The organism is Nocardia blacklockiae (assembly GCF_015477355.1).
GTDB lineage: Bacteria > Actinomycetota > Actinomycetes > Mycobacteriales > Mycobacteriaceae > Nocardia > Nocardia blacklockiae.
Window position 1 is genome coordinate 94,722 of sequence record NZ_JADLRJ010000015.1, and the last position, 15,445, is coordinate 110,166.

The following is a 15,445-nucleotide window of genomic DNA, read 5'->3' on the forward strand; positions in this document are numbered from 1 at the left end:
CCACCGTGATCGCCCATCCCGCCCGCGTCGCCCCGGTGCGGCGCACGCTGCTCGCGGCACTGCTCCTGGCCGCCGCGCAACTCGCGAGTGTACCTGCGGCACAAGGTCAGCCGCCGGTCTCCACGTCGCCGGTCCCCACGCCGGTGTCTACGTCGCCGGTCTCCACATCGTCGGTTCCCACGCCGCCGGTCTCCACGCTGTCGGCCGACGGCTCGCGGCTGGACCGCATCCAAGCGCAGCCCGGCCGCCTGCTCGACCTGTACGTGTACTCGGCCGCGATGAACATCGTGATCCGCTCCCGGGTGCTGCGCGCCGTCGACGAGCAGACCCCCGCGCCGACGCTGTACCTGCTCAACGGCGCGAACGGCGGCGTCGACGGCAGCTGGTACGACGAGACCGACGTCGCCGAGTTCTTCCGCGACAAACAAGTCAACGTCGTCATCCCGATCGGCGGCGCGGGCAGCTACTTCGCCGACTGGCGGACCGACGACCCGATCCTGGGCCGCCAGCGCTGGGCGACCTTCCTCACCACCGAACTGCCCCCGATCGTCGACGCCGCGCTGAACGGCAACGGCGCCAACGCGATCGCGGGCCTGTCGATGGCCGGCACCTCGGTGTTCCAGCTCGCCCTCAGCGCGCCCGGGCTGTACCGCGCGATCGGCTCCTACAGCGGCTGCATCCAGACCAGCAACCCCGGCGGGCAGGCCATGGTCGCCGCGGTGGTGGCGCGCCAGCGCGGCAACGCCGCCAATCTGTGGGGCCCGCCGTCGGATCCGGCGTGGGCCGCGCACGATCCCTACCTGCACGCCGACCGTTTGCGCGGCACGGCCGTCTACGTCGCCACCGGCACCGGCGTCCCCGGCGACCACGACACCCCCGCGGGCACCCGCGGCGACCTGATCCAGCTCACCTGGCAGCTGATGTTCGGCGCGCCGCTCGAGGCCATCGCCAACGCCTGCACCTACCAGCTCCGAGATCGCCTGCGCGAGCTGGACATTCCCGCGACCTTCGATTTCCGGCCGACCGGCACGCACTCGTGGGGTTACTGGCAGGAGGACCTGCACCGGTCCTGGCCGCTGTTCGAGGCCGCGCTGGCCCGCCCGGTGCGTTAGGTGTCATCGCGGCCCCGCCGCGACGATTGTGGACCGTCATCATCGACGCCGCAGCACATTTCGGGCATCGCCGCGGTGTCGTAGCCTGGCCGACCGACAGGCAGCGACACAGCGGATCGGAGGAGCGCGATGGCCGACGCCTTCGGTGCCGACGCACGGTACTGGGAACCGCCGTCGGAGCGGACCGTCGAACTGCTGCGGGCCGCGGTGGAGCTGGTGCTCGACCACCCCGAGCTGATGTACGAGGCGATGGACGACGCCTCGCTGGCCGCCGCGAGTCCCGCGATCGCCGCCGAACCCGCGCTGGCCGAGGCGGTGCGCGCCTGCGTGCGCGCGAATCTGACGCACTGGTGCCTGGCGAATCTCAGCAATCCGGGAATGCCGGTGGCGCCCAATCTCTCGGCCGAGAACGTGAACATCGCGCGCGCGGTGGTGCGGCACGGATTCGACGAAATGCTGGTCACCAATTTTCATGCCGGGCAGAATGCCGCGGTGCGGAAATGGACGCAGCTGGCGTTCTTCGTCAGCCCGGACCCGTACGAGGTGCGCGAATTACTCGACGTCGTCATGGGATCGATTTTCGCTTTCATCGACGACACCCTGGCCGGCGTATTCGAACTGATTCAGCGCGAACGCCGGGAACTCGCCGACGTCGATCACACCGAACGCATGGAGACGCTGAATCTGGTGCTCGGCGGCGCGCCGATCAGCGCCGGCCGCGCGGGGGAGCGGCTGCGCTACGAACTCGACCGCTCGCACCTGGCGGCCATCGTGTGGAGCGACTCCTACCCGGCCGAGCCCGAGCCGCTCGAGAAGGCGGTCAACGCGCTCGCGCAGGCGGCCGGTTCGGTGCAGCCGCTCACCCTCGTCCCCAGCCCCTCGACGCTGTGGGTGTGGCTGCCCGCCGAGCGGCTGCCCGAACTGGAGCCGGTCCGCGCGGCGCTGACCGCGCCGGGCGTGCGGATGGCCGTCGGCTCGGTGGGCACGGGCATGGCGGGGTTCCGTCGCGCGCACCTGGATGCCGTTGCGGCACAACGACTCATGCGCCGACTGCCGGCGGGCGCGCGGCTGGCCACCTACGACGAGGTGGAGGTCGTCGCGCTGGCCACCGGCGACGAGGAGCGGGCCCGCGAGTTCGTCACCCGGACGCTGGGCAACCTGGTGACCGCCGACGCCGAACTGCGCGAGACGGTGCGCGTTTATCTGCACGAGGGGTCGAACACGACGCGGACCGCGCGGGCGCTGTTCACCCACCGAAACACGATCGTGCACCGGCTCGACCGGGTCCGCGGGCTGTTGCCCTGCCCGCTCGAACAGCGTCCGCTGCAAGTGGCGCTGGCGCTGGAGATCGTGCGTGTCATCGGCGCGGCCGACGGCCACTGAGCCATAGCCGCGGCGCGCCGCCCGCGGGCCGCGTCGGCGAGAGTGCACAAAGTCCCCGCGCAGCGGTGTGCACTTCGACCTGTTCCCGTCGCGGACTTCGGGATAGAGTTTCCCCCTGGCGAATTACGCCGTGCAAAGTGTGCCTCGCAGCGTCGAACGGGGAATGTCATGACCATCCACCGCCCGGGTCCGCCCCTTTTCGGAAAGAACTTCCGATGGCCGAGCGAGGAAGTATCACAGCGGAATTCGGCCCGTATTCGTGAATTCTCCCAATCGGGAGGCCGCTCGTGACGGTGACCGACGGCATCGGCCCGGGAATCGCCACCGTCGAGGGGACCGGCACGCCGAATTATCAGGCGCTGGCGCGGAAGATCGTGGACGGTCTCGACCTCTCCGCCGTTGCCGCGCGGGCCCGTTCGGACCCGGGTGTGCGCGGCGACCTGCTCACGGTGACCCGCTGCTGCATGGAGGCCATCGTCGCCGCCGCGCGCACCGGCGCGGCGGTGCCCGAGCGCGCGGCGGCCCGGGTGGAGGCGATCGCGGCGCGCTGGGCGGACCGGCAGCTGCCGGTGGAGTTGGTGCAGCACGCGGTGCACGCCGCCGCCGAGGCCGTCACCGAGGTGGTGGTGGGCGAACGCGGGCGGCCCGATGTCGCGGCCCGGCTGCACGGCGCGGGCGTGGTGCTGATCGAGGCGCTGCGCACGCTGTCGACCGCGGTGGTGCGCGGCTACGTCAACGAGGTGCGGGCGATGACCGGCGAGCGGCGGGTCGCCTCGCAGACGCTGGTGTCGGCGCTGCTGACCGGTCGTGCCGACGCGATCGCGCGGCGCCACAACGACATCGAGCTCGCGGAGCACTACCTGGTGGTGGCCGTCGCGCTGGCCGCACACCCCGATGAGCAGGATCCGCGCCTGGACGCCGGGGTGGTCGCGCGCCGCAAACTGCGCCGCGTGCAGGCCGAACTCGCCCGCGAGCAGGAGCCGCGGGCGCTCGCGCTGCTCAGCGTCGACGGCGGCACGGTGCTGGTGCCCGCCGACGCGTCCGGCTCGGCCGACGACCGGCTCCACGCGCTGATCGACCGGCTGAGCCGCGCCGCGGACGCGGAGGTCACGGCGGCGTTCGTGCCGGCGCCGCGCGCGCGGATCCCGGAGGCCGCCGACCGCGCGCATCAGCTGCTGGATCTGGCGCTGCGCCTGGGCCGCGGTCCTGGCCTGCACCGGTTCCGGGAGCTGGCCTGCGAATACCAGCTGGTGCAGCCGGGCCCGGCCAACCGGCACCTGCGGTCGCTGCTGGACCCGCTGCAAGCCGAGCCCGAACTGGTGGACACCGTCGACGCCTTCTTCGCCGCCCAGTGCAAACGCGAATCCGCAGCTCGCCGGCTGGGCATCTCGGTGAGCGCGGTGCGCCGCCGTCTCGACCGCATCACGGCGCTGACCGGGCTGAATCCGGACGCACCGACCGATTTGTGGTATCTGCGCGCGAGTTTCGTGGCGCGGATGCTGGAGCCGGGCCCGGCGGGCGGTCCGTTGTGACCCCTCGGTTGTCCGCCACGTACGCACTGGTAGTCGCCACAAAGCGCGGTAGCGCGGCGGATGCGGGCTGTTAGCGTCGAGTTCAGGAGGTGGCCATGACCGCAGAGCGGCGGTTCGATGTCGACGTGCTGATCGTCGGATCCGGGTTCGGTGGCAGCGTGACGGCGCTGCGGCTGGTGGAGAAGGGATACCGCGTCGCGGTCGTGGAGGCCGGGCGCCGGTTCGCCGACGCCGACTTCGCCGCCACCAACTGGGATCTGCGCCGCTATCTGTGGGCGCCGCGGCTGGGTTGCTACGGGATTCAGCGCATCCACCGGCTGCGGGACTGTTTCATCCTCGCGGGCGCGGGCGTCGGGGGCGGTTCGCTCAACTACGCCAACACGCTCTACAAGCCCGGCCCGGCCTTCTTCGGCGACAAACAGTGGACCGAGATCACCGACTGGGACGCGGAATTGAGCCCGCACTACGAGCAGGCGCGGACGATGCTGGGCGTGGTGCCCAACCCGCACACCACGCCCGCCGACGAGATCATCGAATCGGTGGCGCGGGACATGGGCAAGGCCGACACCTTCGTACCGACACCGGTCGGCGTGTACTTCGGCGAACCCGGAAAGACCGTGCCCGACCCGTATTTCGGCGGCGTCGGCCCCGAGCGCACCGGCTGCGTCGAATGCGGCGAATGCATGACCGGCTGCCGCCACGGCGCGAAGAACACCTTGGTGAAGAACTACCTCGGTCTGGCCGAACGCGCAGGCGCGCAAGTGCATCCGCTGACCACGGTGACCGCGCTGCACCCGCAGCCCGACGGGAGCTGGCGGGTCGACACCCGCCGCACCGGGGCCTGGGTCCGGCGGCGTCCGCGCACCTTCACCGCTCGCTACGTGGTGCTGGCGGCGGGCACCTGGGGCACTCAGCAATTGCTGTTCCGGATGCGGGATTCCGGTGTGCTGCCGAATCTTTCGGCGCGGCTGGGGGTGTTGACCCGCACCAACTCGGAGGCCATTCTCGGAGCCGGGCGCACCGAGGTCGATCCCGGCCTGGACCTCACCGCCGGTGTCGCCATCACCTCTTCGTTCCATCCCACGCCCGACACCCACATCGAACCGGTTCGCTACGGCAAGGGCTCGAACGCGATGGGGCTCTTGCAGACCTATCTTGTCGACGGCGGTCACCGCAGCCCGCGCTGGGTGCGGGTGTTCGCGACGGCGTTCGCGCACCCGGTCCGGACGGTGCGGCTGCTGCGCACGCACCGCTGGAGCGAGCGGACGTTGATCCTGCTGGTGATGCAGAGCCTGGACAACTCGATCACCACCTACACCAAGCGCGGCCTGTTCGGCCGGCGTTTCACCAGCAAACAGGGCTACGGCGAACCCAATCCCGCCTGGATCCCGCCCGGCCACGAGGTGACCCGGCGGGTCTCGGAGAAGCTCGGCGCCACCCCGGGCAGCACCTGGCCCGACGTCTTCGGCGTCCCGATGACCGCGCACTTCATCGGCGGCTGCGTGATCGGCGCCGATCCCGAGCACGGCGTGATCGACCCGTACCACCGCGTCTGGGGCTACCCGACGCTGAGCGTGGTCGACGGCTCGGCCATCTCGGCCAATCTCGGCGTGAACCCGTCGCTGACCATCGCGGCGCAGGCCGAACGCGCCGCCTCGCTGTGGCCCAACCGCGACGACGAGGACACCCGCCCGCCCATGGGCCACCCCTACCGCCGCATCCCCGCCGTACTGCCGCGCAACCCGGTCGTCCCGGCCGGCGCCCCGGCGGCGCTGCGCCTGCCGCTGTTCGTGGTACGCGATTCGGCCGACCGGGCCGGGGACCAATCGGCCTGAGAGTTCGCCGAGGTCCCGAACGACCGGCACCGCGACCGCGGCCCAGGCACGGTGGTCGATGAACCCGGGCATGTCGTCGGCTACCCGTACCGTGTGTAGGGCGCTGAGTGAACGGGCCGGGCTGTACGAGTGATCGACCGGAAGAGGTGATCGCGTGCGCTGTGTGGTGTTCGGGGCGACCGGGTACATCGGGGGCCGGCTGGTGCCGGAGTTGCTGCGGCGGGGGCACGCGGTGCGGCTGCTGGTGCGCAGTCCGGAGAAACTGAGCGAGGTGCCGTGGCGCGATCGCGTGGAGGTGGTCGTCGGTGATGTCACCGACGGCGACGCGGTGCAGCGGGCCGTCGCGGGGCAGGAGGTGCTCTACTACCTCGTCCACTCGCTGAGCTGCGACGACTTCGAGGACGTGGACCGCACGGCCGCCCGGATCGCGGCCGACCGCGCGGCGCGGGCGGGGCTGCGGCGGGTGGTGTACCTCGGCGGCATCACTCCGGAGGGGCAGGAGTTGTCGCGGCATCTGCGGTCCCGCGCCGAGGTGGGCGAGATCCTGCTCGCCGGGTCGACCCCGGCGCTGGTGCTGCGGGCCGCGGTGATCATCGGATCCGGTTCCGCCAGTTTCGAAATGCTGCGTTACCTGACCGAGCGGCTGCCGGTGATGGTGACCCCGCGCTGGGCGCACAACCGCAGTCAGCCCATCGCCGTGCGCGATGTCCTGCACTACCTGGTCGGAGGCGCGGAACTGCCCGAATCGGTCACCGGGGCGTTCGACATCGGCGGTCCCGACGTGCTCACCTACCTGGACATGATGCGCGGCTACGCGGCCGTCGCCGACCTGCCGCGCCGGGTGATCCTCACCGTCCCCGTCCTGACGCCGTGGCTGTCGGCGCAGTGGGTGAATCTGGTGACGCCGGTGCCGCGTTCGATCGCGGTGCCGCTGATGGAATCACTGATCAACGACGTGGTCTGCCGCGACGACGCGATCGCCGAGCACATCGCGCCGCCGCCCGACGGCCCGACCGGCTACCGCCGTGCCGTCGAACTGGCGCTGGCGCGCATCAAGGACCTCGACGTGCCCACGCGCTGGTCGGACGCGGGCGCGCCGTCGGACCCGCTGCCCACCGACCCGGACTGGTCCGGCGGCTCGCTCTACACCGACGTGCGCGAACACGCCACCACCGCCGACCCGGAGCGGCTGTGGGCGGTGATCGAGGCGATCGGCGGCGAAAACGGTTGGTACTCTTTCCCGTTGGCGTGGGCGCTGCGCGGCTGGATCGACCGGGTCTCCGGCGGTGTGGGCCTGCGGCGCGGCCGCCGCGACCCGCAGCGGCTGCGACCCGGCGAGGCCCTGGACTGGTGGCGCGTCGAGCGCATCGACCGGCCGCGGCTGCTGCGCCTGCGGGCCGAGATGCGGGTGCCCGGCCGCGCGTGGCTGGAGCTGTCGGTCGCGCCCGGAACGGGGGCGGGCGCGGTCTACCGGCAGCGCGCCGTCTTCGAGCCGCACGGTTTCGCCGGACATCTGTACTGGCACGCCATCGCACCCTTCCACGCGCTGATCTTCGGCGGCATGGCCCGCAACATCACCGGTGCGGCCGAACGGGAGCGGTGATTCGCGGCGAGGCTATTGACAGCCCCCGAGGCCGGGATGCTTTACTTTAGGCGAGGCTTACCTCGTTAGTTGAGGCTAACCTCCCGACCTTGTCCCCGTGTTACCGAGGCCCGCCGTGTACGTCTGCATCTGCAACGCCGTCTCCGAGAAGGACGTGCATCGTTGTGTCGCCGCCGGCGCCTGTTCCACCCGTCAGGTGAAGCTGGCGTGCGGCTGGAAGCCCGGTTGCGGTTCGTGCACCTCGCGCCTGGCCGAGGTGGTGGGCCGTGCTCGCGCCGAGGCGTCGGCGGAGGTCGCCGCCGAGGTGGCAGGGGTTCCGGCCGCCTGATCCGTAGTCAGGTCTGCCTTACCGGGTGGTCTCCTGTGAGCTGTGACACGATCACACGCTATGGAAGGCGACAAGGAAATCATCGGGCTGCTCAACGAGCAGTTGACAGCCGAACTCACGGCGATCAACCAGTACTTCCTGCACGCGAAGATGCAGGAGAACTGGGGTTTCACCAAACTCGCCAAGCACACCCGCTACGAATCCATCGATGAGATGAAGCACGCGGAGCTGCTCACCGACCGGATCCTGTTCCTCGAGGGGCTGCCGAACTATCAGAAGCTCAACGCGCTGCGCATCGGGCAGACCGTGCCCGAGCAGTTGCGGGCGGACCTGCAGATCGAGATGGAGGCGGTGGACCGGCTGCGCGGCGGCATCGAGCTGATGCGTTCGCGCGGCGACGTCACCTCGGCGCGCATCTTCGAGGCCATCCTCGAGGACGAAGAGCACCACGTCGACTACCTCGAGACCGAGCTGGACCTGCTCGAGAAGCTCGGCGAGCAGCTCTACCTGCAGCGCTACACCGACACCCCCGAAGGGGACTGATCGGGCCGGCGGCCCGCGCCGAGGCCGTGGAGGATCGTCTCGACGACGACGTCCGCGGCCTGGGCGCAATCCGCGGTGATCAGAAGCGGAAGGTGGCGCCCGCGCCTTCCAGCGCGCAGGTGTTGGCGAAGGTGTGCTGGTAGTCGACGGGGCGCGATTCCCATGTGCCGGTGACCCGCACGGTCACCGGATCCCAGATCATCGTGCACATGCGATGCTCGTCGCCCGCCGCGACCGCGTCGAGGTCGCCGCCGCGCTCGGTGAGCTGTGCGCAGGCGGCCTGCGGATCGGGATGGGTGCCGCCCGCGGGCTGGCAGTCCAGGGTCACCGTCCGCTGCGGCGGCGCGGACTGGTCACCGGGCGCGACCGACAGCGTGAGCCGCGATCCCGGTTCGTCCTGGGCATGGGCGGGTCCGGTCAGCGCCAGCGCCGCGAGCAGCACACCGGGCGCGACGACCAGGGCCCGTATCGGAAAACGCACGTCATCGACCTCCGCCTCGACTGATCACTTCGCCACCGAGCCTAGCCCCGCCGCCCGAGTGGCCCGGCGCACCGCAGTCGTCACCGCATGACGGCGGCCGTCGCCGGACCCGTAGGTACGCGACCGCATGGCGGCGGCCGTCGACGGGCCCGCAGGTACGCGACCGGATGGCGAACCGGTCATGGCCGGGTTGGTGGCGGACCCGGCCGCGTGTTTGCCTGTAGCCGTGTGGTCGAAGGTGATTCGGGTCGGGGTTCAGGTGCTCGCGGGACTCGCGACCTTCGCGGGGGCGGTGGGCGTCGGGTTGCATTTCAGTTCCTCGTGGGCGCGGGTGTTGGTGCTGGCGGCATCGGGTGCCCCGTATTTGATGGTCGGCGCGGTGGTCGGGGTCGTGGGGTTCGCCGCGGTGCGCAATCGGGTGGGGGCGGCGGTGGCGATCGTGGTCGTCGCCGCGGCGCTGTGGACACTCGCCCCGCTCTACGCCGGGCGCTCCAGCGCGGCCGACGGGCCCGGTGTGACGGTCCTGCAGTCCAATCTGCTGTTCGACGGCGCGGACCCGGCGGCGCTGGTCGAGCAGGTGCGCGCCCGGAACGTCACGGTGCTCACGGTCGACGAACTCACCCCGGCCGCGGTCGAGGCGCTGGGCCGGGCGGGGCTCGACGAGCTACTGCCGCACCGGTTCCTGTCCCCGGGCCGGACCGCGACCGGGACCGGCATCTGGAGCGCCCACCCGCTGTCGGAGACCGTCGAATACGACGGGTTCGTCCTGAACCAGCTGTCGGCCACGGCGGCCGTCCCGGGCGTCGGACCGGTCACCGTGTACGCGTTCCATCCCGTGCCGCCGATCTTCGGCACGCGGCAGTGGGGCGACGAATTGGCCCGGCTCCGTGCGATTCTCGACCGCGCGCCGGACCGTCCGGCGATCGTCGGCGGCGACTTCAACGCGACCTACGACCACGCGCAGTTCCGCGCGCTGCTGACCGGACGCTTCCACGACGCCGCCGAGCAATCGGGCGCGGGCTACCTGGCCACCTATCCCACCGACAAGCGCTGGCCGCCGCTCATCGGCATCGACCACATCCTCGTCGCGGGCGGCCGCGCGGGCGGCGTGGACACCGTGTCGCTGCCCGGCGCGGACCACCGGGCGCTGGTGGCGCGGATCGGATTCGATTCGGCGCGTTGACCTTTCGCGGCTCACCACCAGCCGAAGATGGGCCGCAGCTGCCGCTCCAATGCGGGCGCCAGCGAGCGTGAATACGTCGCGGTCAAGTGATGCTCGTCGTGGTAGAGCAGGACATTGCCCGCCACCACGGGACAGATCTGCGGGCCGCAGACCGCGTCGCTCAGGTCGATCGGGAAGAGGTTGGGGAAGGCGGCGGCCGGTGCCGCGGCGGGATCGACGGGGTCGAGGGCGTCGGTGCGGGGCATGCCGCAGCCGTCGCGATCGCCGCCCTGGGCGAGACAGTCGATGGCGCGGTAGCGAATCCCGTTGCGCCGCAACCACGGCGTATCCCGCACCACGACGACGTGGAGACCGCGCTCGGCGAACTGGGTCCACACGTCCACGTAGTCGGCGGGCGTCTCGTCGCCGGTGGTGTCGCGCGGGCGGGTCCCGGTGGTGAACACCCAGTCCGGCCGCTCGACGCCGAGCCGATCGATCACCTCGCGCGACCAGTCGCGGCAGTCGGGGATGCTCTCGCCCTTGTACATCGTGTCCGCCGAGACGGTCAGCGGGCAGCCCATCTTCAGGTACACCACGATCCGGAACGCGTGCTGCCTGCCGAGTTCGTGCAGTGCGGGAATCCAGTGCTCGGCGTGCGAACTGCCCACCACCGCGAGCGTGCGATGCGCGTCGGGGTCGCCGTAGACGCAGGTGACGACGTCGCGGGTGTCGAAGTCGGCGATGCAGCCGTCGCGGGCGGGATAGGCGCGGTCGGCGGGCGCCTCGGCGATCGACGGGCGCATCGGGGCGTCGGGCGCACCGACGCCGGCCGCGAGCTGTTCCGCGCCGGGATACCGCGCGCGGTCCAGGTCGCCGACCGGATGCGGCGGATTCGAGCCGACCACCACGATCCACACCGTCGCGAGCACCGCGACCGCCGTGCCCGCCGCCGACACCGCGACGCCCGCCCGGCGGCGATAGGTCGCCGACGCCTGCGGCTCGGCCGCGCGGAGCCGCAGCGGCTGTTCGACGAACCGGTGCGTCGCCCACGCTGCCGCCAGCGACACCGCGATCACCACGAGCCCGTCGGCGAATCCCGCGTCGGGACGGCCGCGTTCGGTCAGGTAGAAGATGAGGATCGGCCAGTGCCACAGGTACAGCGCGTAGGCGATGTCCCCGAGCCGCAGCATCGGAGCCCAGGTGAGCAGCCGGTTCGGCAGCGGTCGTGCCGCCGGGTCCGCCGTGTTCCCGGCGATGATCAGCGCGGCGGCGGCGCACACGGGGAACAGCGCGGCCGGTCCCGGGAACAGGCTCGCCCCCTCGAACAACCACCCGCACGCCACGACCGCCGCGAGACCGAGCACGGCCAGCACGGACCGCATCCAGCGCGGCGGCGCGAGGTAGGGCAGGGCCACCGCGAGCAGCGCCCCGACGAGCAGTTCCCACGCCCGCGCCACACTGTCGTAGTAGTTCCAGCCCTGCTGGTCCGCGCTGCCGTGCGCGGCGTAGGCGAACGACAGCAGCGCGAGCACCGCGAAGACCGCGAGCCAGGCCCGCGTCGGCACCCGCGAGGCCGCGAATCTCGCGCCCAGCCAGCACATTCCGGCGACCAGCAGCATCGCGGCCAGGTAATACTGCCCCTGCACCGACATCGACCACAGGTGCTGCAGCGGGCTCACCGACGGATCGGCGGCCGCGTAGTTCGACCACGACAGCGCCAGGTGCCAGTTCTGGTAGTAGAACAGCGAGGCGACCGTCTGGTCGGCCAGTTCGTTCCACTGGGTGTAGGGACGCAGCAGCACCGTCGCCGCGACGACCGCCGCCAGCACCGTCACCAGCGCTGGGAGCAGCCGGCGCGCGGTCCGCCGCAGGGTGGCGCCCAGGCCCACCGACCCGGACGCCGCCCGGCGCAGCAGCAGCCCGGTGAAGAAGAAGCCCGACAGCACCAGGAACACGTCCACGCCGCCGGACACCCGCCCGAACCAGACGTGGAACACGACCACCAGCCCGATGGCCACACCGCGCAGACCGTCCAGGTCGAGCCGGTAGGTCGCGGCGCCCGAGCGTTCCGGGGCTCGGGTCCGGCGGCCGCGTGCGCCGATCTGCGTCCTCGCGGGCCGGGCCGTCACCGCGACCGGCGCGCCGGGCGTCCGCGGCGCACGGTCGCGGTGCGAACCGGCGCGGGACGGGCGGGGAGGAGGGGCTGCACGATATGTCTCTTACCACGGTGCTCGAAGACGGGTCCAATCCGCCGCGGCCCATAGCTGACGATTCGCTGCCGTACCGGTACGGCGGCCGGCGGGAGCGGTGTTATTGCGTACCAGGGTAACTGCCTGGTCGCTCCGGGCGCGTCGCGGACCCGGCCCCGGTGACCGCCCGCTGTCGCCGGGTGGCGCGCCGGGGCGGTGTGATGCTTCGATCGTGAGATGACCGACAGCACCACCGACACGCGCATCGTCTCGGCCGCCCGCGAGATCGCGGCCGGCGCGGACCGAATCTTCGAACTGATCGCCGAGCCGTCCCAGCAGCCGCGCTGGGACGGCAACGACAACCTGTCGGAAGCCGCAGCGGGACAACGCCCGCACGCGGTGGGCGACGTCTTCGTCACGACGCTCACCAAGCCGGGCGTGGTGCGGGAGAACCACGTGGTCGAGTTCGAGGAGGGCCGCCGCATCGCGTGGCGCCCGGCCGAACCGGGTGCGCAGCCGCCCGGGCACCTGTGGCGCTGGGAACTCGAACCGGTGGACGAGTCGCGCACCCGCGTCACCCACACCTACGACTGGACGCTGCTGAACGACGAGAAGCGGCTGGTCCGGGCGCGCGCCACCACCGCCGACAACCTGCGCGCCTCCCTCGATCGCCTCGCCGAACTCGCCGAGCGGGACTGATGCGGCTACCTGGTGGCGCGGTAGCTGCGCGCCACCAGCGCCGACCGTAGGTACCACAGCCCGGCCGGCTGGGTCGGGTCGAAACCGGTCAGGTGCGCGACGCGTTTGAGCCGATAGTCGACGGTGTTGGTGTGCACGTGCAGCGCCCGCGCGGTCTGCTGCCGGTTCAGGTTGGTGGCGATGTGCTTGCGCAGGGTGCCGAGCAGTTCGGGATGCGCGTCGAGCACGTCCAGCAGCGCGCCGAGGTACTCGCGGCCCGGGCCCGGCCGGGTCAGCTGGTACTCCAGCGCCAGTTCGTCGAAGCGGTAGAGCGCGGGCCGGCACTGCAGGCGCTGCACCATGTCGAGCAGGTCGTGGGCGCGCTGCGCGGCGTCCGGGATGTCGGTCGCGCTCGCCTCGATCACGGCGGCGGTGACGGGCACCTGCGCGTTGCGCGACAGCGCCGCCACGAACTCGTCGAGGTCGCCGTCGCCGAGGGTGGTGGTCGGCACGAGCACCGTGCCGCCGTCGACGCTCAGCAGCGACAGCGCGGTGTCGGCGCAGCGGTCGGCCAGCACCGCCTGCACCCGCCGCAGCTTGCGCCGGGCCACCACCTGGCCGTTCAGCGCGGGGTTGCGCTCGTCCGGATGGGTCGGGATCGACAGCGCGACAACGTGATACGACTCGGCGATCTCGATGCCCGATTCGCGGGCCATCACCGAGGTCGGGTGGCCGGCCAGCAGCGCCGAGGTGAGGGTGTGCACGGCGGTGTGGTGTTCGCCGACCACGCCGCGCAGCTCCTTGACGTAGGCGCGCGAGACGGTGGCGTTGATGGTGTCGAGCACGTCCAGCAGGCGCCGCGACGCGCCCTTGAGGCTGTCGAAGTCGTCGGGGGTGGCGCGATCGAGGATGAGGTCGAAGCCGAGCCGGAAGCCCTCGTGCAGCGCGTGCTGGATGGTGTCGATCGGAATGCCCTCGCGGGCCCAGTTGGCCGCGGCCTGTTCGAGCCGCGCGGTCTTGTCCGGGATGTCGGTGCCGTCGAGCATGCTGATCGCCAATTCGAGGCAGGCCCGGGTGACGGCGGTGATGTCGCCGCGCAGCGCGTCGCCGGGCAGCGTGCCGCACGGCGCGACATTGTCGACGAAGTGGCCTACCATCTTCCGCGCCAGGGCGCGCACATCCTTGAGCGGGGAGGTGACCGGTTGCCCCGAGACGGTGAGGTCGTGGTGCTCGGTGCTGGTAGCCGTCATCGTCGATTCCCTTCCGCCGGCGCGGCATTCGCGTAGCACCTCACGGTAACGCTCCGGTCACGGCCGGACGGCCGACCTGGTGGTGTTCTGTGAACGCACGGGGTGGCGACCGTCGCGGACTGTGATCGGTCACAGCGCGGTGCGCACGCGAGCCCGGGCGCGGCCCGCAGGATTCGGCATTCCGGGACGGGTGCGGCGGCGTGGTGTCGTACCGTCGAAGGCAGGTACCGATGGTGGAAGGAGTGGGTATGAGCGCGGAGCCACACGATGCGGGTTCGGTCGGCAGACCCGGTCCCGCCCGGCGACATACCGCCGCCCACGACGCCACGGTACGCGCGGGCTTCGCGTCGGCGCTGTCGGTCGTCCAGGCGGCCGAGGCCGCGGGCGTGTCGACCCTGGACTGGTTCGAGTACGCGGCGGCGAACTGCCGGCACAGCGGCGTCTCGCGCGACGCGGTGCACAGCGCGGTCGCGGGCGGCATCGCCGAGGGGCTGGACGACAGCGACGAGACGGCTCCCGGCGCGGACGGCTCGCTCACCACGCTGCGCGAGCTGCTGACCACCACGGTCGACCGGATCTACCGGAGCTGAGCGGCCGGAAACCGTTGTGCCGCCGCACCTTCGGCCGGTCCGCCCGCCGCATAGAATGGCCGGTGACCGGTCGAGGCGGTGGGAGGCGTGGGTGTGACCCGATTGTCGGGTGTGTACGACGCGTCCCGGCCCGGGCTGCCGCGCGGGCGCAGCCGCCTGCCGGCCGAGCGGGCGCGGGCCGAGCAGCGGTCCCGGCTGTTGCGCGGGGTGATCTCGGCGGTCGCCGAGAAGGGGTACGCGGCCACCACGGTCGCCGATATCGTTGCGCGCGCACGGGTTTCGCGGCGTGAGTTCTATCAGCACTTCGGCGACAAGCAACAGTGCTTCCTGGACGCGGCGATGGCGGGGGCCGAAGTGGTGTTCGCGGCGCTGGATCCGCCGCCCGCGAACGGCTCCGCCCCGGCCGATCCGCTGGCGCTGCTGCGGCTGCGGGTGCGCGGCTATCTCGACATGTGCGCTCGGGAGCCGGAATTCACCCGCTGCCTGATCGTGGAGCTACCGGGCATGGGCGCGCTGGGGCTGGCGCTGCGCAACGCGGGCTATCAGCGCATCGCGGAGATCCTGCGGGAGTGGCACGGCCGGGCGCGCGCGGTGTATCCGGGCTGGCCGGAGGTGCCGGAGGCGATGTTCACCGCGGCGGTGGGCGCGATCGAGGAGTTGGTGCTGGGTCCGATCAGCGCGGGGTTCCCCGACGAGATCCCCGCGCTCGAGGAAGCGGCGGTGCAGGTGCTGGTGCGGCTGTTCGCCGTTCCGGCCTGA

14 protein-coding genes are annotated in these 15,445 nt (G+C 71.7%); 11 read left to right on the forward strand and 3 right to left on the reverse strand.

Annotation, left to right across the window (positions count from 1 at the left end; all coding sequences use genetic code 11):
- Nucleotides 1-8 precede the first annotated feature (8 nt).
- From IU476_RS31110 to bfr, 7 genes are all read left to right on the forward strand, one after another.
- Nucleotides 9-1,112, forward strand: coding sequence for an alpha/beta hydrolase (locus IU476_RS31110; protein WP_438944091.1), 1,104 nt, complete (start codon nt 9-11; stop codon nt 1,110-1,112).
- A 129-nt stretch (nt 1,113-1,241) separates the two neighbouring features.
- Entirely contained in the window at nt 1,242-2,495 is a 1,254-nt protein-coding gene (locus IU476_RS31115; protein WP_195105877.1) for a PucR family transcriptional regulator, read from the forward strand.
- 287 nt (nt 2,496-2,782) lie between these two features.
- Nucleotides 2,783-4,027 (forward strand): PucR family transcriptional regulator, encoded by a 1,245-nt coding sequence (locus IU476_RS37170; protein ID WP_195105878.1) that lies wholly within the window; start codon nt 2,783-2,785, stop codon nt 4,025-4,027.
- A 95-nt stretch (nt 4,028-4,122) separates the two neighbouring features.
- Nucleotides 4,123-5,862 carry a GMC oxidoreductase gene (locus tag IU476_RS31125; RefSeq protein ID WP_195105879.1) on the forward strand — a complete coding sequence of 580 codons (1,740 nt, stop codon included), beginning with the start codon at nt 4,123-4,125 and terminating at the stop codon, nt 5,860-5,862.
- A gap of 154 nt (nt 5,863-6,016) precedes the next feature.
- Nucleotides 6,017-7,465, forward strand: a complete 1,449-nt coding sequence (locus IU476_RS31130; RefSeq protein WP_195105880.1) for an SDR family oxidoreductase — start codon at nt 6,017-6,019, stop codon at nt 7,463-7,465.
- A 97-nt stretch (nt 7,466-7,562) separates the two neighbouring features.
- Nucleotides 7,563-7,793: a (2Fe-2S)-binding protein gene (locus IU476_RS31135; protein WP_324194464.1), complete on the forward strand. Its 231-nt coding sequence runs from the start codon at nt 7,563-7,565 to the stop codon at nt 7,791-7,793.
- 60 nt (nt 7,794-7,853) lie between these two features.
- Nucleotides 7,854-8,336, forward strand: coding sequence for a bacterioferritin (gene bfr, locus IU476_RS31140; RefSeq protein WP_195105881.1), 483 nt, complete (start codon nt 7,854-7,856; stop codon nt 8,334-8,336).
- A gap of 79 nt (nt 8,337-8,415) precedes the next feature.
- Here the strand turns inward: bfr and IU476_RS31145 are convergent, their stop codons facing one another.
- Entirely contained in the window at nt 8,416-8,817 is a 402-nt protein-coding gene (locus IU476_RS31145) for a subtilase-type protease inhibitor (RefSeq protein ID WP_195105882.1), read from the reverse strand.
- A gap of 226 nt (nt 8,818-9,043) precedes the next feature.
- On the opposite strand from IU476_RS31145, the gene IU476_RS31150 reads away from it, so the two are divergent.
- The gene (locus IU476_RS31150) at nt 9,044-10,000 is read left to right on the forward strand and encodes an endonuclease/exonuclease/phosphatase family protein (RefSeq protein WP_324194465.1); all 957 of its coding nucleotides are present in this window, start codon (nt 9,044-9,046) and stop codon (nt 9,998-10,000) included.
- An 11-nt stretch (nt 10,001-10,011) separates the two neighbouring features.
- On the opposite strand, the gene IU476_RS31155 is transcribed toward IU476_RS31150, so the two are convergent.
- The gene (locus tag IU476_RS31155) at nt 10,012-12,108 is read right to left on the reverse strand and encodes an acyltransferase family protein (protein ID WP_324194466.1); all 2,097 of its coding nucleotides are present in this window, start codon (nt 12,106-12,108) and stop codon (nt 10,012-10,014) included.
- 297 nt (nt 12,109-12,405) lie between these two features.
- Here IU476_RS31155 and IU476_RS31160 point away from each other — a divergent pair, with 297 nt between their 5' ends.
- Complete coding sequence (locus IU476_RS31160; protein WP_195105884.1) at nt 12,406-12,867, forward strand: SRPBCC family protein; 462 nt, start codon at nt 12,406-12,408, stop codon at nt 12,865-12,867.
- A gap of 5 nt (nt 12,868-12,872) precedes the next feature.
- Here IU476_RS31160 and IU476_RS31165 read toward each other — a convergent pair whose 3' ends face one another.
- Nucleotides 12,873-14,096 carry an RsbRD N-terminal domain-containing protein gene (locus IU476_RS31165; RefSeq protein WP_228824593.1) on the reverse strand — a complete coding sequence of 408 codons (1,224 nt, stop codon included), beginning with the start codon at nt 14,094-14,096 and terminating at the stop codon, nt 12,873-12,875.
- 248 nt (nt 14,097-14,344) lie between these two features.
- Between IU476_RS31165 and IU476_RS31170 the strand changes: the two genes are divergently transcribed.
- Together IU476_RS31170 and IU476_RS31175 are read left to right on the forward strand one after the other, a co-directional pair.
- On the forward strand, nt 14,345-14,686 hold the full coding sequence (locus tag IU476_RS31170) for a hypothetical protein (protein ID WP_195105885.1): 342 nt from the start codon (nt 14,345-14,347) through the stop codon (nt 14,684-14,686).
- A gap of 87 nt (nt 14,687-14,773) precedes the next feature.
- Nucleotides 14,774-15,445, forward strand: coding sequence for a TetR/AcrR family transcriptional regulator (locus IU476_RS31175; protein WP_195105886.1), 672 nt, complete (start codon nt 14,774-14,776; stop codon nt 15,443-15,445).

What these genes read in the sequence shown, in the direction of transcription:
- IU476_RS31115 (WP_195105877.1), top strand. Translation starts at nt 1,242, where the DNA reads ATGGCCGACGCCTTCGGTGCCGACGCACGGTACTGGGAACCGCCGTCG.
- IU476_RS31125 (WP_195105879.1), top strand. Translation starts at nt 4,123, where the DNA reads ATGACCGCAGAGCGGCGGTTCGATGTCGACGTGCTGATCGTCGGATCC.
- IU476_RS31165 (WP_228824593.1), bottom strand. Translation starts at nt 14,096, where the DNA reads ATGACGGCTACCAGCACCGAGCACCACGACCTCACCGTCTCGGGGCAA.
- IU476_RS31170 (WP_195105885.1), top strand. Translation starts at nt 14,345, where the DNA reads ATGAGCGCGGAGCCACACGATGCGGGTTCGGTCGGCAGACCCGGTCCC.
- bfr (WP_195105881.1), top strand. Translation starts at nt 7,854, where the DNA reads ATGGAAGGCGACAAGGAAATCATCGGGCTGCTCAACGAGCAGTTGACA.
- IU476_RS31160 (WP_195105884.1), top strand. Translation starts at nt 12,406, where the DNA reads ATGACCGACAGCACCACCGACACGCGCATCGTCTCGGCCGCCCGCGAG.